Source organism: Klebsiella sp. HMSC09D12 (genome assembly GCF_001808475.1).
Lineage (GTDB): Bacteria > Pseudomonadota > Gammaproteobacteria > Enterobacterales > Enterobacteriaceae > Klebsiella > Klebsiella oxytoca.
The window spans coordinates 231,193-251,012 of sequence record NZ_KV793429.1; the positions used below are offsets into that span (position 1 = coordinate 231,193).

Consider the following 19,820-nt stretch of genomic DNA (forward strand, 5'->3'; position numbering starts at 1 on the left):
GTCTGGTCTGATGGCCCGGGCAGCGGGTTGCATTAACCCCGATCGGTGGAAGAGATGCGCAGAGTCAGCGGGCGAAACTGGCCGTAAATCCATAATCCGAGCCAGGCCAGGCTGCCGACGATGCCGGTCAACACCAGCGCCAGGATGAAGCACAAGATCGGGCTGATAATAATCGCGCTGAAGCCATGGACAGCTTCTCCGTTCCAGCGCAGCGTCAGTAAATTGACGCCAACCGCCGCGAGAATGCCGTTTAAAAGGCCGAGCGGCACTAATGAGCAGGTCAGGCCGATAAGCAGGATATTATAAATACTGCCCGCGCTCATTTTTTTTAAAGAAACGGTAATGAATTCATCCATAAATCAAAAGATCCTGTTCTAAAACACCGGGAGACATGACGTCGCTTGCGCCATCAGACCCCCGCTAGCAGCGGGGGGCGGGAGAAAGTATGTGGCCTGGGAGCGAGGGGGGTCAATCTGAAAATAGCCCGCTTATTGCTGCTTCTGAGTTCGTTTCTCTGTTGTTACCCTGATTCGCACTGCGCCCTGAAATGGCGGGAGCGAAGCGTTTACTCAAGCCGCTGCGCGAGACGGCAGAGGCGATTTCTCGCGAACTGGGCTTCTCCGTGCGGGAAGGCTAAGGCAGATGACCTAATTGTCCCGGGCATCTGAGAGAAAACGCCGCTGACTCCATTCAGGATCAAGGCGCGGAAGCGGCTTTTTCTGGCACTCTGCATTTTTATCCCTAATGGAGCAAGGATGAACCGGTTTATTATCGCGGATGCGCAAAAGTGCATCGGCTGCCGTACCTGTGAAGTCGCCTGCGTGGTGTCCCATCAGCAGAATCAGGATTGTTCTGGCGTATCCGCTACGCGCTTTGCACCGCGGATCCGCGTGGTAAAGAATGATGAACTTTCGACGGCGACGTTGTGCCGTCAGTGTGAAGATGCGCCCTGCGCCAACGTCTGCCCCGAGGGCGCTATCCGCCGAGAAAATTCGGTCTGGCGCGTAGATCAGCGCCGCTGTATTGGGTGCAAAAGCTGCATGGTGGCGTGCCCCTATGGCGCGATAACGGTGATGCGGGTGGAGGAGGGCGTACAGGCGCTGAAGTGCGATTTGTGCAGCCATCGTGAAGAGGGCCCGGCCTGCGTGGCGGCATGCCCGACGCAGGCGCTACGCTGCATAGAGCCCATGGAGCTGGAAAGAATAGCCGCTGAACGTCGCCAGCGGATGGCGCTGGCGATGTAGCGACGTGTTACCCGGAGGCGGCGCTGGCGCGCCTTGTCCGGGCTACGGGACTTGTAGCCCGGCTAAACGCAGTGCGAGCCGGGATAGATCTGGCTTATTCGGGCCTATGACGCGCCCTGTTCGCTCCATGCGCGTTCAACTTCTTCGGCGAGAATCTTCACGCCCGCTTCAATCTTCTCCGGATCCGGCACGTAGTTCATGCGCATGCACTGATGCGTGTGCGGCCACGGCTTATCCAGCCCCGGGAAGAAATAGTCGCCTGGCACCATCAGGACGCCGCGCTTTTTCAGGCGCTGGTACAGCAGCTCGGTAGATATCGGCAAATCTTTAAACCACAGCCAGAGGAAAATGGCCCCTTCCGGCTTATGAATCAAGCAGCGATCTTCCGGCAGATAGCGGCGAATAATAGCGATAGTCTCCTGAACGCGCTGGTAGTAGAACGGCTTAATCACCGTTTCCGACAGGCGCAGCAGGTCGTTGCGTTTAATCATCTCGCACATCATGGCCGGCCCCATTCCACCGGGGGCGAGGCTGATAATGCCGTTCATATTGCTGATGGCGGTGATGATTTTTTCGTTAGCGATGATAATCCCGCAGCGGCTGCCCGGCAGGCCAAGCTTGGAGAGGCTCATGCACAGGACGATATTCGGATTCCACAGCGGTCGGGCGTCGCTGAAAATAATGCCCGGGAACGGAACGCCGTAGGCATTATCGATAACCAACGGGATGCCGTGCTGATTGGCCAGCGCATCGAGCTTGATCAGCTCATCATCGGTGATCACGTTACCGGTTGGGTTGGTGGGACGGGAAACGCAGATCATTCCCGTTTCGTCCGTGACCTGCAAATGTTCGAAATCCACATGGTATTTAAACTGGCCTTCCGGCAGCAGTTCAATGTTCGGGCGAGTGGCGACAAACAGCTCTTCTTCGAGGCCGGAGTCGGCGTAGCCGATATACTCAGGCGTCAATGGAAACAGCACTTTACGCGTGGTTCCATCCGCGCGACGTCCTGCGAAGAGGTTAAACAAGTAGAAAAACGCGCTCTGACTGCCGTTTGTCAGTGCAATATTCTGCGGCTCGATCTCCCAACCCAGTTCATCACGCAGCATTTGCGCCAGCAGGGTCAGCAGCTCGCTTTTACCCTGCGGGCCGTCATAATTGCAAAGCGCATCAAGGGCTTTGCCGTTATTCAGCATGTCGCTCAGCAGGCTGTGGAAGTAATCATTCATTTCCGGAATCTGTGCGGGATTGCCGCCGCCCAGCATGATGGCGCCTGGCGTACGCAGGCCGTCATTGAGGTCTTCCATCAAGCGGGTGATGCCCGAATGACGGGTAAATTTGTCGCCAAAAAGTGAAAATGTCATCGCGATTAGTCTGTCGGTATCCCAGGAAAGTGGGTAACCATAACGCCAGCGCAGACAGGGTGCAAATCGAGGTATCAGGAAGATAATTCGTTTTTATGCTTTGAGGTAGATGATTTTTGGTCGTTTATCCTGAAAAGGCTCCCGCGATCGCCGGGGGAGCCGCTCATCAAAAAGCTACTGCTGTCCTGCCCACACCACCATGACTTTGTCATCACCGCTCTCGCGGATAAAGCCGTAGCCTGTCGCCATCGATAGCGTGGTTTGTTTACCCATGCCAATGGCCGGATGACGGGCGCGGAACTGGCCCAGTTTCTCCCAGTGGGTCACGCTACGCGCGGCTTTGCCGTTGATGTCCTGCCAGTTCATATCTGAACGCGTTCCCTGAAGTGGGTCGGAGCCGGTCGGACCGAATGGCCGTGAGGATTCATCGCCGTAGTAGATCTGCACTGCGCCAGGCGCAAGCAGCAGCAGTTCCGCCGCCGTGCTACCGCCTTCACGGAACAGGCTGGTATCGTGCGAAGAGAGGTAGCTTAAGACGTTGAAATCCTGGAGCTTGTCCGCCATTTGTTGCCAGGTCAGATCCATATTGGCCAGGCAGCTTGTCGCTTTTGCTGCCTGATCCTGATAATCAAAGTTCAGCATGGCATCAAAGCCGTGACGATAGTAGTCGCTCTGCATCACGCCGTGGCCCCAGGCTTCGCCGGTCATCCAGAACGGCGCGTTATCCAGCGCTTTATCCGGATTGGCTTTTTTCCATTCCGCCAGCGCTTCACTGGCCTGGGTTTTTAGCTGCAGCCAGGCCGCCTGCTCGACGTGTTTGGCGGTATCAACCCGGAAACCGTCGATGCCATAATCGCGTACCCATTGGCTCAGCCAGTGGGTCAAATAATCGCGCGGCGTGTAGCCGGGGATCGCTTTAGCGGCAGTATCCGGCTTATGACGATAGAAGTTCGGCAAGCCGGAGGGCTCCGTGGATTCGGTTTTCAGATCCGGCAGGAAGGCCAGCGACATGGTCAGATCGTCAAAGCCGGGGTTGTCGTAATCGCCGATATCGGTGCGGATCCATTTTTTACCCCACCATTTCTCCCATCCGGCTTTGTCGCTGAAGTTAATGTAGTCGTTAAAACTGTGCCAGCTCTGTCCCGCGCGAGGCTTCCAGTCGGTCCAGCGCTCTCCGAGCGTCTTTTTCAGTTCGTCACCCTGGATGTACAGCGAGCCAAACTGAAACTCCTGCATATCGGCCAGGGTCGCGTAGCCGGTATGGTTCATCACCACGTCGAACAGAATGCGAATCCCGCGCTTGTGGGCCTCGTCTACGAGACGGCGCAAATCGTCTTCCGTCCCCATATTGGCATCCAGCTTAGTCCAGTCCTGGGTGTAGTAGCCGTGATAGGCATAATGCGGGAAATCACCTTTCGTACCGCCGCCGACCCAGCCGTGGATTTGCTCCAGCGGCGAACTGATCCAGAGCGCGTTAACGCCGAGCTGCTGGATGTAATCAAGTTTGCTGGTCAGGCCCTGCAGATCGCCGCCGTGGAAGGTGCCGATTTCCTGCATGCCGTCTTTGTGGCGGCCATAGCTATTGTCGTTGGCCGGGTTGCCGTTAACAAAGCGATCGGTCAGAACGAAATAGACGGTGGCGTTGTGCCAGTTGAACGGCGCGGCGGATTCGGTTTCCGCGCGCTCAAGCAGCAGAAGACCATTGCTGTTAAACGCCGGCTGGAGGGTAATTTTACCGCCGCTGACGGTCGCGATATTGCCGCTGTAAAAGTCGCGAACTTTACTGCCTTCGGCAAAGGATTTACTGACGTCAATGGTCAGCGGCTTGCCATCCCATTTCGGACACTGCTTGATCTGCGGCGCGGCGGCAGCGGACTGTTTCTCCTCAAGGGAGACCATCAGGGTTGGCGTACCCGAACGGGTGTCCACTTCCAGGGTATAGCGCCCGTCGCGAAAGATGCGCCACTGCGGCACCGGGTCGCGACAGGGTTCCATCGACAGCATCTGGTTGAGCTTGATCATGCCAGCGGGCTGCCAGCACTGTTGGTCAAAATTAATTCGCAGCGGGCGCGTACCCTTTGCTACCTCGTTTTGACTGATAAATCTGCCGGTGCCCTCTTCGGTGAAGGCGGGGAAGTCTGCGGTAGTCCAGGCGGCGAAGGCCATCCCAGGCAACAGCAGCGACGCAAGCGCAGCGAGTTTCATTGCGGAGTCCTGTAGGCGGTGTTTTGTTCAGTTTGCGCGTCTACCCGCCTGATGAACTCATCCCGGCCGCGCTTTTCCAGGGAGGATGAAAAGGGGTGAGTGATCGCGCTCAAAAAATGCTCAGAAAATGAGACGGCGCTAGCATTTTTGCGCCTTCGCAGGCTGGCAGAAACCGATTTCAGGTGACACCATTTCGGAATTGGACTATTTCTGTGGGTGCGTCATCTGGGTATTTTTGATACTATTCGCGATTCAACTATCGATTTTTTGTGAAAAACAAGGCGTTGGAATGATTGCATCCGACCAGGAGACCTAATGATATCGACTCCCATTCGACGATATGGGGCCGCGATACTCATGTTACTTACCTGCATATTTTCAGGTAGTGTGCTGGCAACAACACACACAGCAACAACGAGTCATAAAGCCCCAATAGTTAAAAAGAAAAGTACCGTTAAAGTAAGCAAGGTAAGCAGTAAACAAGAGTATTCTCGCAATAGTGTAAAGAGCAGTTCACTTCCTGATTTGCGAAAATACCCTTCCGGGACACCAAGGAAAAAAGCGTTTCTCCGGACGGTAATGCCTTATATTACGAAACAGAATCAGGTGATTACTGCCGATCGTAACTGGCTGGTTTCCAAGCAGTACGATGCGCGCTGGTCGCCGAGCGAGCGTACGCGCCTGAAAGAGATCGCCTCGCGCTATAAAGTGAAGTGGTCCGGCAATACTCGCCATATTCCATGGAACTCGTTGCTTGAACGCGTCGATATTATCCCGAACAGTATGGTTGCAACCATGGCGGCGGCGGAAAGCGGCTGGGGAACGTCAAAACTGGCGCGCGTTAACAACAATCTGTTTGGTATGAAGTGTGGCGGTGGAAACTGCCGCGGCGCGGTGAAGGGCTACTCGCAGTTTGATTCGGTGGAAGAGTCCGTTCAGGCCTACGTGAGAAACCTGAATACGCATCCGGCTTATTCATCGTTCCGTAAATCGCGTGCGCAGCTGCGCAAGGCCGATCAGGAAGTGACCGCCAGCACCATGATTCATAAGCTGAAGGGCTATTCGACTAAAGGGTCGAGCTATAACAACTATCTCTTCGCCATGTATCAGGATAACCAGCGGTTGATTGCCGCGCATATGTAATGGCTTATCCATGACATTATTAATGCCCGGCGCGCAAGCCCGGGCATTTTTCTTTGCTCTCTACATCATGACTTCACTGTGCCGATCGCGATACTCCTTCGGCGTCACGTCGTACTCTTTCTTAAACACCGAATAGAAGTACTGCAACGACGGATAGCCGCACATCTGCGAGATTTCATTAATCGACAGGGTGGTTGAAACCAGCAGGCTGCGCGCTTTTTCCAGCTTCTCGCTGTGGATCACCGTATGAATGGTCTCGCCCACTTCCTCTTTGAAGCGTTTTTCCAGATTCGAGCGGGAAATGCCTACGGCGTCCAGTACCTGCTCTACCTTAATCCCTTTACAGGCGTGGTTACGAATATAGTGCATCGCCTGGATAACCGAAGGGTCGGTTAGCGAACGGTAGTCGGTGGAGCGGCGTTCTACTACGCGCATCGGCGGGATAAGCTGTCGTTGAAGCGGCAGCTCTTCATTCTCCAGCAGACGATGCAGCAGCTTTGCCGCCTGATAGCCCATCTGGCGGGTGCCCTGAGCAACGGAAGACAGCGCCACGCGCGACAAATAGCGGGTAAGCTCTTCGTTATCAATGCCAATAACGCACAGCTTTTCCGGAACGGGGATATGCAACAGCTCGCAGGCCTGTAACACATGACGGGCGCGGGCGTCGGTGACGGCGATAATGCCGGTTTGCGGCGGCAGGGTTTGTAGCCAGTCGGCGAGGCGATTTTGCGCATGCTGCCAGTTTTCCGGCGCTGTCTCGAGCCCCTGATAGACCACGCCGCGATATTTCTCTCTGGCGACCAGTTGACAAAAAGCATGCTCGCGCTCTGCGGCCCAGCCTTTACAGCTGGATGTGGGCAGGCCGTAAAAGGCAAAGCGGTTAATGCCCTTTTCCTTCAGATGGAGGAAGGCGCTCTCGACCAGCGCGGCGTTGTCGGTAGCGATGTAGTGAACCGGCGGATAGCACTCCGGGCGGTGGAAGGAGCCGCCGACGCCGACAATTGGAACATTAACGTCGAGCAGCAGGTTTTCAATCTCCGGGTCGTCGTAATCGGCAATAACGCCGTCGCCTAACCACTCCTTGATGTTTTCAATTCGCGCCCGAAAATCTTCCTCAATGAAGATATCCCATTCCAATTGCGATGCTTGTAAATATTCGCCGACGCCCTCAACGACCTGGCGGTCATAGGCCTTGTTGGCGTTGAATAACAACGTAATACGGTGACGCTTTTCAAACATAGTGTTGTTCCTGGTCTCTCTTGCAGGCCATACAATACCGGCCAATGCCCGGATTATTTCAAGCTACTTGTGCCTAAGTTTGGCTGTAGCGCAAAGAATTCGGGCATTTTTTTTCAAAGCTCTCAGCTCCGGCGTTTGGTGGCTGAATCCATCCACACCGCGAGTAATAAAATGACCCCTTTAACGATGTACTGCCAGAAGGTGGCGACATCCATCATGCTCATGCCGTTGTCCAGCGCGGACATGATAAACGCGCCCATGACCGCGCCGGCAACGCTGCCGACGCCGCCGGCGAGGCTGGTTCCGCCGATCACGCAGGCGGCGATGGCGTCCAGTTCGGCGATGTTGCCGGCAGAAGGAGAACCGGCGCCCAGACGTGAACTGAGAATCAACCCGGCAATCGCCACCATCAGGCCATTAATGGCGAACACCGCCAGCTTGGTGCGTTCCACGCTAATACCGGATAGACGCGCGGCTTCCAGGTTGCCGCCGATGGCGTAGATGCGGCGGCCAAACGCGGTGCGGGTGGCCATAAACATACCCGCCAGCAGCAACGCGGCGAGGATCAGTACCGGCGTCGGGACGCCGCGATAGTCGTTTAATAGCCAGATAGCGCCCAGCACAATAACGGCGGTAATCGTCTGGCGACCTACGGTCGAAGCGGAAGCGGGCGTGGCAAGTCCCAGGGCCTGACGTCGCATACGGCCGCGCCATTGCCAGATAATAAAGGCCGCCATTCCCGCCACGCCGATACCAAAGCCAATACCATCAGGCAGATAGCTCTGGCCGATTTGCGACATCGCCGGGCTGGTGGGAGAGACGGTGGTCCCGTTGGTGATACCTATCAGAATACCGCGGAATGCCAGCATACCGGCGAGCGTCACGATAAACGACGGGACTTTACGGTAGGCGACCCACCAACCGTTCCATGCGCCCAGCAGCAGGCCAAGCGCCAGCGTGATCACAATCGTCAGCGGCAGCGGCCAGCCGAGCCAGACGTCAAATATTGCCGCTGTGCCACCGAGCAGGCCCATCATCGAGCCGACGGAAAGATCGATCTCGGCGGAAATAATCACAAACACCATGCCGACCGCGAGAATGCCGGTGATGGCGGTCTGGCGCAGCAGGTTAGAGATATTACGCGCGCTCAAATAAGCGCCTTCGGTAGTCCAGGTGAAAAACAGCATAATGGCCACGATAGCGGCGATCATCACGAATACCTGGAGATTCATCCCTTTTAGCCCGGAAAAAGCCCCGGAGACGGGCGGGGTGAGTTTCATTTCAGACGTGTTCTTCGACATGGCGTTCGCTCCTCAGTGCGGCTTCCATCACCTGTTCTTGTGTCAGGCCCTGATTAATCAAATCGGCCTTCAGTTTGCCCTCATGCATCACCAGCACCCGATCGCTTAGCCCCAGTACTTCGGACAGTTCGGATGAAATGACAATGACGGCGATCCCCTGCTGCACCAGCTGATTAATCAACTTGTAGATTTCGTACTTGGCGCCGATATCAATGCCGCGGGTAGGCTCATCGAGTATCAGAATGCGCGGGTTCAGCAGCAGGCAGCGGGCGAGGATCGCCTTTTGCTGATTGCCGCCGCTCAGGCGACCGATCGCCAGCTCTGGCGATGAGGTTTTGATTTTCAAACGCTGGATGGATTGCTGAATGCAGTGCTGCTCTCCGGCATCGTCAAGGCTGCTCAGCGGGCCGGTAAACTGGTTTAACGCGGCGAGGGTGATATTTTTACCCACCGCCATCACCGGCACGATGCCGTCTTTCTTTCTGTCTTCCGGCACCATGGCGATGCCCTGCGCGATGGCCTGCTGGCAGTTGTGAATCGTCACCTGCTGGCCATCGATGAAAATTTTCCCCTGCCAGCGGCCCGGCCAGACGCCAAACAGGCACTGTACCGCTTCGGTACGGCCCGCGCCGACCAGTCCGGCTATCCCCAGAATTTCGCCGCGCCGCAGTGAAAAAGAGACGTCATTGACCCGCTTGATGTGGCGATTGACCGGATGCCAGGCGGTTAAATTTTCTACGCGCAGGATTTCATCGCCGCAGCTATGGGCTTCGTTCGGATAGAGGGCGGTAAGCTCGCGGCCGACCATCATGGTGATGATGTCATCTTCGTTCATGCCGTCAGCGTTACGGGTACCGATATGCTGCCCATCGCGGATCACGCAGATAGTATTGGATATCGCTTTGACTTCATTGAGTTTGTGGGAAATGTAAATACAGGCAATACCGTGATTTTGCAGATCGCGAATAATATTCAGCAGAATGGCCGTTTCTTGTTCCGTTAATGAGGCGGTGGGTTCGTCGAGAATTAACAACCGTACCTGTTTATTTAGCGCTTTCGCTATTTCGACCAGCTGCTGCTGGCCAAGGCCTAAATCGCCGACGCGGGTGTCGGGTGATATGGCTAAATTGACCTGGGCCAGCAGCTTCTCGCAGCGTAAGGTCATGGTTTCGTAATCCAGCAGACCGTGGCGGGAGATCTCCGCGCCGAGAAAAATATTCTCCAGAACGGTCAGGTGTTTTACCAGCGCCAGCTCCTGATGAATGATGGCAATTCCTTTGCGTTCGGTATCGCGAATATGGCCCGGCTGCAAAGTTTCTCCGGAAAAAATAATCTCTCCCTCATAGCTACCGTGCGGGTATATTCCGCAAAGCACCTTCATGAGCGTAGATTTCCCGGAGCCGTTTTCTCCGCATAATGAGACCACTTCCCCGGCGTTCAGCCGCAGGCTGACATTATCAATCGCCTTCACCGCGCCGAAGGTTTTAGTCATGTTTTTCATTTCGAGTAACCAGGACATAGAGGCTCCGCATAAGCGATATCCGGCTGGATGGAGTAACGCCCCCGGCAGAGGGCGTCAGAGATTACAGCTCGCTTTTTTTATGGAAACCGTCTTTGATCACCGTCTGGTCAATGTTGTCTTTATTGACTTCAATGGGCGTCAGCAGACGAGAAGGGACATCTTTCAGGCCGTTGTTGAGCGTGGCGTCAGCCTTCGGCTGTTTGTCGTTGCCCAGTTCGACGGCAATCTCCGCCGCGGTGGTGGCAAGGGTGGCGATCGGTTTGTAGACGGTCATCGTTTGGGTGCCAGCGATAATGCGCTTCACGCCGGCGAGGTCGGCATCCTGACCGGAGATCGCCACTTTGCCTGCGAGCCCCTGGGCGCTCAGGGCCTGAATGGCGCCGCCGGCGGTGGCATCGTTAGAGGCGACAACCGCATCAATTTTGTTATTGTTGGCGGTCAGGGCGTTTTCCATAATTTTCAATGCGTTTTCAGGTAGCCATCCGTCAACCCACTGATCGCCGACGACTTTAATTTTGCCTTCATCAATATAGGGCTTAAGGACTTTCATTTGGCCAGCGCGGAAAAGCTTGGCGTTATTATCAACGGGCGAGCCGCCCATTAAGAAATAGTTACCCTGAGGCACTTTATCGACCAGGCTTTGCGCCTGCATTTCGCCCACTTTCTCATTATTAAAAGAAATATAAAAATCAATGTCGGCATTATTGATGAGACGATCGTAGGCGAGAACTTTAATTCCCTCCTGTTTAGCCTCTTTTATCACATTACTCAGCACTTGACCGTTATAGGGAATAATAACCAGAACGTCGACGCCGCGATTAATCATGTTTTCGATTTGCGACATTTGCGTTTCTTCGTTGCCATTGGCTGACTGGACGAATACTTTTGCACCTAATGATTCAGCTTTATTGACAAAAATATCGCGATCTTTTTGCCAGCGCTCAAGACGCAGGTCGTCAATCGCCATGCCAATTTTAACTTCTTTCGCAATGCCCGACAGGCTGGTGAGGAGGAGTGAAGCACAGAGCGTTAGGCAAAGGTTCTTTATCTTCATAATAATAACACCTTTTTTGTAAAGTGCAGGATAAGACGAACGATAAAAATAAACGGCCTGATACGTAGCAGATTTTTAACGCGGAAAGGGGCGCTGGCAATTATCTATGCTTATTTTGCCGTTATGAAATTTTGTTTATTTGTTAATTTATGACCGGGATCGTACTTTAATAATTAGTTCTCATCGTATTTCATTGATCTCTCGTGGCGTAAGCAGCGAAGTGAGGGCGTTGTTCTATTGTTTTTGCGACCTGGCGCACGTTTGTGGATTCTCTCAATCACGGTGTGAAATAACGTAATTGAGGAAAGTAAAAAGAGAATTCTATATTGGCTTATGACTTATTACTCGCCGCATCCCTGAATATGGAGTTCATTATGCAGACCTATTTTGATCAACTCGATCGCGTTCGTTATGAAGGCCCGACATCCGCTAACCCACTGGCTTTCCGTCATTACAACCCGGATGAACTGGTGCTGGGCAAACGGATGGAGGACCACCTGCGCTTTGCGGCCTGCTACTGGCACACCTTCTGCTGGAATGGTGCTGACATGTTTGGCGTGGGCTCCTTTAACCGCCCGTGGCAGCAGCCGGGCGAAGCGCTGGAAATGGCGAAACGCAAAGCGGATGTCGCGTTTGAGTTTTTCCACAAACTGAACGTACCGTACTACTGTTTCCACGACGTTGACGTTTCCCCTGAAGGGGCATCGCTGAAAGAGTATGCCAACAACTTTGCGCAAATGGTTGAAGTGCTGGCGGAAAAACAGCAGCAGAGCGGCGTCAAGCTGCTGTGGGGAACGGCAAACTGCTTTACGAACCCGCGCTATGGCGCCGGGGCGGCAACCAATCCGGATCCGGAAGTGTTCAGCTGGGCGGCGACTCAGGTGGTCACCGCAATGGATGCGACCCACAAGCTGGGCGGCGAAAACTATGTCCTGTGGGGCGGCCGTGAAGGTTATGAAACCCTGCTGAATACCGATCTGCGTCAGGAGCGCGAGCAGATTGGCCGCTTTATGCAGCTGGTCGTTGAGCACAAGCACAAGATTGGCTTCCAGGGTACGCTGCTGATTGAACCCAAACCGCAGGAGCCAACCAAACATCAGTATGATTACGACGCTTCTACCGTCTATGGTTTCCTGAAACAGTTCGGCCTGGAAAAAGAGATCAAACTGAACATCGAAGCGAACCACGCGACGCTGGCCGGTCATACGTTCCATCACGAAATTGCGACTGCCATTGCTCTGGGACTGTTTGGTTCCGTTGACGCTAACCGCGGCGACCCGCAGCTGGGCTGGGATACCGACCAGTTCCCGAACAGCGTTGAAGAAAACGCGCTGGTGATGTACGAAATCCTGAAAGCGGGTGGTTTCACCACCGGCGGCCTGAACTTTGATGCTAAAGTGCGTCGTCAGAGCACCGATAAATACGACCTGTTCTACGGCCATATCGGCGCAATGGACACCATGGCGCTGGCGCTGAAAGTTGCCGCGCGCATGATTGAAGACGGCGAGCTGGATAAACGCGTTGCCAAACGTTATGCCGGCTGGAACGGCGAGCTGGGTCAGCAGATCCTGAAAGGCCAGATGAACCTGGCGGATATTGCTCGCTATGCCACTCAGCATGACCTGGCGCCGCAGCACCAGAGCGGCCATCAGGAACTGCTGGAAAATGTGGTAAACCGCTACCTTTTTGATCGCTAATGAAGGCGATGATGCCCGGCGGGACCGGGCATTGGCTATAACCGATGCTTTATTCGCGCCACGCTTAGCCGTGGCGCGTCAGTAAGGAGAGGCTGTATGTATATCGGGATTGATCTGGGCACCTCGGGCGTCAAAGCTATTCTGCTCAATGAGCAGGGCGAGGTCGTGGCTTCGCATACTGAAAAGCTCAACGTGTCGCGTCCGCACCCTCTATGGTCTGAACAGGACCCCGAGCACTGGTGGCAGGCGATGGACCGCGCGATGAAGGCGCTGGGCGCGCAGCACTCGCTGCGCGAAGTCAAAGCGTTAGGTATTGCGGGCCAGATGCACGGCGCGACGCTGCTGGATAAGCAACAGCGTGTCCTGCGCCCGGCGATTTTATGGAATGATGGCCGCTGCGGTGAAGAGTGCGCGCTGCTGGAAGAGAAAGTCAGCCGCTCGCGGCAGATAACCGGCAACCTGATGATGCCGGGATTCACCGCGCCGAAGCTGCTGTGGGTACAACGCCACGAGCCTGAGATCTTCGAGCGGGTTGATAAAGTCCTGCTGCCTAAAGATTATCTACGTTTACGCATGACCGGCGAGTTTGCCAGCGATATGTCCGATGCCGCTGGAACGATGTGGATGGACGTAGCGCGAAGGGACTGGAGCGATGAGATGCTCGCCGCCTGCGGTCTGAACCGCGACAACATGCCGACGCTGTTCGAAGGATGTGAAGTGACGGGGGCGCTGCGCCCGACGGTTGCGCAGTCGTGGAATATGCCGGAAGCGCTGGTGGTAGCCGGCGGCGGCGATAACGCAGCCGGTGCGGTTGGCGTGGGTATGGCGGATGCGGGGCAGGCGATGCTGTCGCTGGGGACCTCGGGCGTCTACTTTGCGGTCAGCGACGGCTTTCTTAGTAAGCCGGAAAGCGCCGTACACAGTTTCTGCCACGCGCTGCCCGGGCGCTGGCACCTGATGTCGGTGATGCTGAGCGCGGCTTCCTGTCTGGATTGGGCGGCGACATTAACCGGCCTTGGCACGGTTCCGGCGTTGATTGCGGCGGCGGAGTCGGCGAACGAGAGTGCCGATCCTATCTGGTTTCTGCCTTACCTCTCCGGTGAACGTACGCCGCACAACAATCCGCAGGCGAAAGGCGTCTTTTTCGGCCTGACTCATCAACATGGTCCGGCGGAGCTGGCGCGGGCGGTGCTGGAGGGCGTCGGTTATGCGCTGGCGGATGGCATGGATGTGGTGCACTCCTGCGGCGTGAAGCCGGAAAGCGTGACGCTGATTGGCGGCGGCGCGCGCAGCGCGTACTGGCGGCAAATGCTGGCGGATATCAGCGGTCAGCAGCTTGATTTCCGCACCGGCGGCGACGTGGGACCAGCGCTTGGCGCGGCGCGACTGGCGCAGCTGGCGCTGCATAAAAACGTCGCATTCTCCGATCTGCTGCCGCAGCTCCCGCTGGAGCAGGCCCACTGCCCTGATGACGAACGTTTTGCCCGCTACGCCCCCCGTCGGGAGACATTCCGACAGATTTATCAGCAGCTTTTACCGCTGATGTCGTAATATTTTGCCCTCGGTTAACGAGGGCAAATTACATCCATGAATGCATCGTTCGCATTTATCTGTCCTGCGTATTTATATATTCCGAATTTGTCGTTTCTGCTTCCTGAAGCATCAGCAGTAAAGCTTTACCGGTACATAATGGACGCCATCTTTCGCAGGGAGGCTCCATGAAAAATAAGAATATTGCGCCGAAACTGTTGATGGTCATCGGGGCGCTGGTGTATCTGATGGGGATCTGGCACACCTGTCCGTTATTTAGCGGTAAAGGCTATTTCCTCGGCGTACTGGTGATGGGGATGTTCGCCATGCTGGCCCATCAGCGCACGATGCAGGAGGAGCGCAGAAATGACGACGGGTTTGTATCGCTATGCCGACTGGTGCTCCTGCTTTCGCTTGGCCTGTTAATGGTCGGCGCGAGGTTTGTACCTGCCGGTTGGGATGAGAAAAGCATCTACGTGGCGGCCTGGTTTGTGTGCATGTACGGCGCGTCAGCCTTGCCGCATAAAGCACTGGCGGCGGGCGTGGCGCCGCAAGACCCTACGGAATAGCCTTAGCTGACGAAACGGCGGCTATCAAACCGCTGAACCAGAGCCGAGAGCAGTAAGCTGCCCAGCAGCGCGGCGCTGAATATCCAGATAATATCCAGTAACGGCCAGCGGCTTAGTTCAAGCCCGCTGGCGCGCAGCGCGTGAATGATCAGCGCATGAAAACCGTAAATCCCTAAAGAATGGCGCGCAATCGGCGCAATAAGCGGCAGCTGACGCCGATTGAGCGTGTTTTTTACCAGCGTCAGCAGAGCGATGGCGCAGACAAAAACCGCAGGACCGCAGTATAAATACCAGGTATCGCCGAAATCGCCGCGCCAGCGCAGCTCGTGCAGCGTGCCGCGTGAGATTACCCACACGCCGGCGATGAACAGCGCGGCGCAGAGGGCGGTCAGCCATTTTTTCTCGGTATCCAGCATGCCGATAGCCCGTCCCAGCACGCCATACATCACGTAGTAAAACGTGTCGCCATTGATATAAAGATTGAACGGCAACCATTCAACGCCTCCGGCTTTTACCGGGACCATATTGGGGTTCGCCAGAATGCCCAGTACCAGCATCAGCGCCAGCAGCATCCTGCCGCTTACCTGTTTAACCTGCACCAGCGGCGAAAGCAGATATATCACGACGATGGCGAAGAAAAACCACAGATGGTAGAACACCGGTTTTTGCAGCAAATTCTTCAGCGACAGCTCAACGTTGATATGGGTGAACAGGGTGATATAGAGCAGCGATAGCGTGCTGTAGAAGAGAATGCACAGCGCGATACGCAGAAAATGGCGGGGCTGGGCGCTGCGCTCACCGAAAAACAGATAGCCTGAAATCATGAAAAATAGCGGTACGCTGACGCGGGACGCAGAGTTGAGGATATTGGCCAAATCCCACTCCAGCAGGCTAATCGCGTGCGGGTGCGTAATATACCAGGTAGTGCTATGAATCATGACGACCATCAGACAGGCAATGCCGCGCAAATTAGTAATCCAGTGTATTTTTTCCTGCATCAGAACCTCAGTTTCACCTTCTCCATCTGGCTCTGACTATCCATATTCGACCCTGTCGCAGTGGAATAATCTGAGTTTTTCGCCATAGACTTGTCGAGGTGTGGCCCAATTCGCACAATGAGCCGGTTATTTTACGTAAGCTGCACGATAACAATTTACTAACAAGGCGGTCGAGAACAAATGGTGATGAAATATGCGTTTTCTGGACTACTGCTGTGCCTGCTGGCGGGCTGTAGCGCAACGCCGCCTCAGCCTACGCAGAAGGCGCAGAAAGCGCGGATAACGCCGCAGACCACCCTCAATATGGAGCAGCTTTGCAAGGATAATGCCGCCGTCCGTTATAATACAGGCGTGCGCCAGGTGGACGTCAGCCATTTCGAACAGTTCCAGGGCAGCTTTGAGCTTTCGGGCAAGACTGCGCGGAATGAACGCTTTATCTGTTCTTTTGACCCGGACGGGCAGTTTTTACATCTTTCGATGCGCTAACGACGGCCGCGCTGGCGCTAATTTCCGCAATTTTCCCTAAACAACCCCGTTTCGTACTGTATATCTCGCAGCCAGCGGGTATACTGGCTCCTTCCTTTAAATCCACACGTATCCAGCACGAAATCATATGCAAAAGTTTGATACCAGGACCTTCCAGGGCCTGATCCTGACCTTACAGGATTACTGGGCTCGCCAGGGCTGCACCATTGTTCAACCACTGGACATGGAAGTCGGCGCAGGCACCTCTCACCCGATGACCTGCTTACGCGCATTGGGTCCAGAGCCGATGGCGACCGCCTACGTGCAGCCGTCTCGTCGCCCGACCGATGGCCGTTACGGTGAAAACCCGAACCGCTTACAGCACTACTATCAGTTCCAGGTAGTGATAAAACCCTCCCCGGAGAACATCCAGGAGCTCTACCTTGGCTCGCTGAAAGAGCTGGGTATGGACCCGACCATCCACGACATTCGCTTCGTCGAAGACAACTGGGAAAACCCGACGCTGGGCGCCTGGGGTCTGGGTTGGGAAGTGTGGCTGAACGGTATGGAAGTCACGCAGTTCACCTACTTCCAGCAGGTGGGCGGTCTGGAGTGTAAGCCGGTTACCGGCGAGATCACCTACGGTCTGGAACGTCTGGCGATGTATATCCAGGGTGTCGACAGCGTTTACGATCTGGTCTGGAGCGATGGCCCGCTGGGGAAAACGACCTACGGCGACGTGTTCCATCAGAACGAAGTGGAGCAATCCACCTATAACTTCGAATACGCTGACGTGGACTTCCTGTTCTCCTGCTTCGAGCAGTACGAGAAAGAAGCCCAGCAGCTGCTGGCGCTGGAAAACCCGCTGCCGCTGCCTGCCTACGAGCGCATTCTGAAAGCCGCCCATAGCTTTAACCTGCTGGACGCGCGTAAAGCCATCTCCGTCACCGAGCGTCAGCGCTATATCCTGCGCATTCGCACCCTGACCAAAGCAGTGGCTGAAGCTTACTATGCTTCCCGTGAAGCCCTTGGCTTCCCGATGTGCAACAAGAATAAATAAGAGGCAGCCATGTCTGAGAAAACTTTCCTGGTGGAAATCGGCACTGAAGAACTGCCACCAAAAGCCCTGCGCAGCCTGGCTGAATCCTTTGCTGCGAACGTGACCGCAGAGCTGGATAACGCTGGCCTTGCGCACGGTAAAGTTGAATGGTTCGCCGCGCCGCGCCGTCTGGCGCTGAAAGTGGCGAATCTGGCGGCTGCGCAAGCAGACCGCGAAGTCGAAAAACGCGGTCCGGCGATTGCCCAGGCGTTTGACGCCAGCGGCCACCCGAGTAAAGCGGCCGAAGGCTGGGCGCGCGGCTGCGGTATCACCGTCGATCAGGCGGAACGTCTGACGACCGATAAGGGCGAATGGCTGCTGTATCGTGCTCACGTGAAAGGCGTGAGCACCGAAGCGCTGCTGCCAAACATGATCGCAACCTCGTTGGCGAAGCTGCCGATCCCGAAACTGATGCGCTGGGGCGCGTCCGACGTCCACTTCGTGCGTCCGGTTCATACCGTGACCCTGCTGCTGGGCGACAAAGTCATCCCGGCAACTATTCTGGGCGTCCAGTCCGATCGCGTTATTCGCGGCCACCGCTTTATGGGCGAGGCTGAGTTCACTATCGACAATGCCGATCAGTATCCGCAGATCCTGCTGGAGCGCGGTAAAGTCATCGCCGATTACGAACAGCGTAAAGCCAAAATTAAAGCCGATGCAGAAGAAGCAGCGCGTAAAATTGGCGGCAACGCCGATCTGAGCGAAAGTCTGCTGGAAGAGGTGACTTCACTGGTGGAATGGCCGGTAGTCCTCACCGCGAAGTTCGAAGAGAAATTCCTTGCGGTGCCTGCCGAAGCGCTGGTTTACACCATGAAGGGCGACCAGAAGTACTTCCCGGTTTACGACAATGCGGGCAAGCTGCTGCCGAACTTCATCTTCGTCGCCAACATTGAGTCGAAAGATCCGCAGCAGATTATCTCCGGTAACGAGAAAGTGGTTCGCCCGCGCCTGGCGGATGCTGAGTTCTTCTTCAATACTGACCGTAAAAAACGCCTGGAAGATAACCTTCCGCGTCTGCAAACCGTCCTGTTCCAGCAGCAACTGGGTACGCTGCGCGATAAGACCGATCGTATTCAGGCGCTGGCCGGCTGGATCGCCGAGCAGATTGGCGCTGACGTGAATCATGCCACCCGCGCGGGCCTGCTCTCCAAGTGCGACCTGATGACCAACATGGTCTTCGAGTTCACCGATACGCAGGGCGTGATGGGCATGCACTACGCGCGCCATGATGGCGAAGCGGAAGACGTTGCGGTTGCCCTGAACGAGCAGTATCAGCCGCGCTTTGCTGGCGATGACCTGCCGTCTAACCCGGTAGCCTGCGCGGTTGCGATTGCCGATAAGATGGACACCCTCGCGGGTATCTTTGGCATCGGTCAGCATCCGAAAGGCGATAAGGACCCGTTTGCGCTGCGCCGCGCCGCGCTGGGCGTGCTGCGTATTATCGTTGAGAAGAACCTCAATCTGGACCTGCAGACCCTCACCGAAGAAGCGGTGCGTCTGTACGGCGATAAGCTGACCAACGGCAACGTCGTTGATGATGTTATCGACTTCATGCTGGGGCGCTTCCGTGCCTGGTATCAGGATGAAGGCTATACCGTCGACACGATTCAGGCGGTGCTGGCGCGTCGTCCGACCCGTCCGGCAGACTTCGATGCGCGTATGAAGGCGGTTTCCCACTTCCGTACCCTCGAAGAGTCCTCTGCGCTGGCGGCGGCCAACAAGCGTGTTTCTAACATTCTGGCGAAATCAGACGTTACGCTGAACGATATCGTCCATGCTTCGGTATTGAAAGAAGCGGCCGAGATCAAGCTGGCAGGCAATTTAGTCGTGCTGCGCGATAAGCTGCAGCCGTACTTCGCCGAAGGGCGTTACCAGGATGCGCTGATTGAGCTGGCGTCCCTGCGCGAGCCGGTGGATGAGTTCTTTGAGAACGTGATGGTGAACGCAGAAGATCAGGACGTGCGCGTAAACCGACTGACGCTGCTGTCCAAGCTGCGCGATCTGTTCCTGCAGGTAGCGGATATTTCCCTGCTGCAGTAAGTGAATGGGTAATAATAAAAAACCTGCCTGCGGGCAGGTTTTTTTATGCATGGAATATAAATAAATGAACCGTTAATAATTCTCTGAATAATATTTATGTAATTTGCATTGATTGCCAGGAATTATTTTAGGAATATGCCAACGTAATCTGGTCAGATATTTACGGTAGAATGCTGACGGGTGCTTGAGACTGTTTGTCTCAGGCGTTCAGCGGGAGACAGACAGAGAAAAGCCCCACCTGATGATAAATCAAAGTGAGGCTCCCCTATGCATCAACACCATAAGAGTAGCCTCTTACCTGTTGAAAATCAACACGGTGTATGGGTCCACCACATATTGCAATTTTTACT

16 protein-coding genes and 1 pseudogene are annotated in these 19,820 nt (G+C 55.3%); 9 read left to right on the forward strand and 8 right to left on the reverse strand.

Annotated elements, in window-relative coordinates:
* Positions 1-32: 32 nt before the first annotated feature.
* Positions 33-356: a hypothetical protein gene (locus HMPREF3178_RS07265; protein ID WP_017145247.1), complete on the reverse strand. Its 324-nt coding sequence runs from the start codon at positions 354-356 to the stop codon at positions 33-35.
* Positions 357-553: 197 nt separating this feature from the next.
* On the opposite strand from HMPREF3178_RS07265, the pseudogene HMPREF3178_RS30800 reads away from it, so the two are divergent.
* Positions 554-637 (forward strand): annotated as a pseudogene (locus HMPREF3178_RS30800) (IclR family transcriptional regulator); the annotation flags it as partial.
* Positions 638-755: 118 nt separating this feature from the next.
* On the forward strand, positions 756-1,244 hold the full coding sequence (locus HMPREF3178_RS07270) for a 4Fe-4S dicluster domain-containing protein (RefSeq protein ID WP_004106813.1): 489 nt from the start codon (positions 756-758) through the stop codon (positions 1,242-1,244).
* Between the two features lie 104 nt (positions 1,245-1,348).
* On the opposite strand, the gene avtA is transcribed toward HMPREF3178_RS07270, so the two are convergent.
* Positions 1,349-2,608: a valine--pyruvate transaminase gene (avtA, locus tag HMPREF3178_RS07275; RefSeq protein ID WP_004106812.1), complete on the reverse strand. Its 1,260-nt coding sequence runs from the start codon at positions 2,606-2,608 to the stop codon at positions 1,349-1,351.
* A gap of 174 nt (positions 2,609-2,782) precedes the next feature.
* Positions 2,783-4,813, reverse strand: a complete 2,031-nt coding sequence (locus HMPREF3178_RS07280; protein WP_017145248.1) for an alpha-amylase — start codon at positions 4,811-4,813, stop codon at positions 2,783-2,785.
* 315 nt (positions 4,814-5,128) lie between these two features.
* Here HMPREF3178_RS07280 and HMPREF3178_RS07285 point away from each other — a divergent pair, with 315 nt between their 5' ends.
* On the forward strand, positions 5,129-5,956 hold the full coding sequence (locus HMPREF3178_RS07285; RefSeq protein WP_071530269.1) for a protein bax: 828 nt from the start codon (positions 5,129-5,131) through the stop codon (positions 5,954-5,956).
* Positions 5,957-6,016: 60 nt separating this feature from the next.
* On the opposite strand, the gene xylR is transcribed toward HMPREF3178_RS07285, so the two are convergent.
* The 4 genes from xylR to xylF all read right to left on the reverse strand — a co-directional run bounded on the left by xylR (position 6,017) and on the right by xylF (position 11,072).
* Positions 6,017-7,195, reverse strand: coding sequence for a D-xylose utilization transcriptional activator XylR (gene xylR / locus HMPREF3178_RS07290; protein ID WP_004106805.1), 1,179 nt, complete (start codon positions 7,193-7,195; stop codon positions 6,017-6,019).
* A gap of 122 nt (positions 7,196-7,317) precedes the next feature.
* Complete coding sequence (gene xylH / locus HMPREF3178_RS07295; protein WP_004106802.1) at positions 7,318-8,496, reverse strand: xylose ABC transporter permease XylH; 1,179 nt, start codon at positions 8,494-8,496, stop codon at positions 7,318-7,320.
* Positions 8,477-10,015, reverse strand: coding sequence for a xylose ABC transporter ATP-binding protein (locus tag HMPREF3178_RS07300; protein WP_017145249.1), 1,539 nt, complete (start codon positions 10,013-10,015; stop codon positions 8,477-8,479). Before HMPREF3178_RS07300 ends, xylH begins: the two co-directional genes overlap by 20 nt.
* Before the next feature lie 64 nt (positions 10,016-10,079).
* Positions 10,080-11,072: a D-xylose ABC transporter substrate-binding protein gene (gene xylF, locus HMPREF3178_RS07305; protein ID WP_004106799.1), complete on the reverse strand. Its 993-nt coding sequence runs from the start codon at positions 11,070-11,072 to the stop codon at positions 10,080-10,082.
* A 374-nt stretch (positions 11,073-11,446) separates the two neighbouring features.
* Between xylF and xylA the strand changes: the two genes are divergently transcribed.
* From xylA to yiaB, 3 genes are all read left to right on the forward strand, one after another.
* Complete coding sequence (gene xylA, locus HMPREF3178_RS07310; RefSeq protein ID WP_017145250.1) at positions 11,447-12,769, forward strand: xylose isomerase; 1,323 nt, start codon at positions 11,447-11,449, stop codon at positions 12,767-12,769.
* A 96-nt stretch (positions 12,770-12,865) separates the two neighbouring features.
* Positions 12,866-14,320 carry a xylulokinase gene (xylB, locus tag HMPREF3178_RS07315; RefSeq protein WP_017145251.1) on the forward strand — a complete coding sequence of 485 codons (1,455 nt, stop codon included), beginning with the start codon at positions 12,866-12,868 and terminating at the stop codon, positions 14,318-14,320.
* Positions 14,321-14,487: 167 nt separating this feature from the next.
* Positions 14,488-14,868 (forward strand): inner membrane protein YiaB, encoded by a 381-nt coding sequence (yiaB, locus tag HMPREF3178_RS07320; protein ID WP_004106793.1) that lies wholly within the window; start codon positions 14,488-14,490, stop codon positions 14,866-14,868.
* A gap of 2 nt (positions 14,869-14,870) precedes the next feature.
* Here the strand turns inward: yiaB and HMPREF3178_RS07325 are convergent, their stop codons facing one another.
* Positions 14,871-15,866 (reverse strand): acyltransferase, encoded by a 996-nt coding sequence (locus HMPREF3178_RS07325; protein ID WP_017145252.1) that lies wholly within the window; start codon positions 15,864-15,866, stop codon positions 14,871-14,873.
* A gap of 180 nt (positions 15,867-16,046) precedes the next feature.
* Here HMPREF3178_RS07325 and HMPREF3178_RS07330 point away from each other — a divergent pair, with 180 nt between their 5' ends.
* The 3 genes from HMPREF3178_RS07330 (at position 16,047) to glyS (ending at position 19,470) form a co-directional block, all read left to right on the forward strand.
* Entirely contained in the window at positions 16,047-16,352 is a 306-nt protein-coding gene (locus tag HMPREF3178_RS07330; protein ID WP_004116342.1) for a YsaB family lipoprotein, read from the forward strand.
* Between the two features lie 127 nt (positions 16,353-16,479).
* Positions 16,480-17,391, forward strand: a complete 912-nt coding sequence (gene glyQ / locus HMPREF3178_RS07335; protein WP_004106786.1) for a glycine--tRNA ligase subunit alpha — start codon at positions 16,480-16,482, stop codon at positions 17,389-17,391.
* 9 nt (positions 17,392-17,400) lie between these two features.
* On the forward strand, positions 17,401-19,470 hold the full coding sequence (gene glyS / locus HMPREF3178_RS07340; RefSeq protein WP_017145253.1) for a glycine--tRNA ligase subunit beta: 2,070 nt from the start codon (positions 17,401-17,403) through the stop codon (positions 19,468-19,470).
* Positions 19,471-19,820 lie beyond the last annotated feature (350 nt).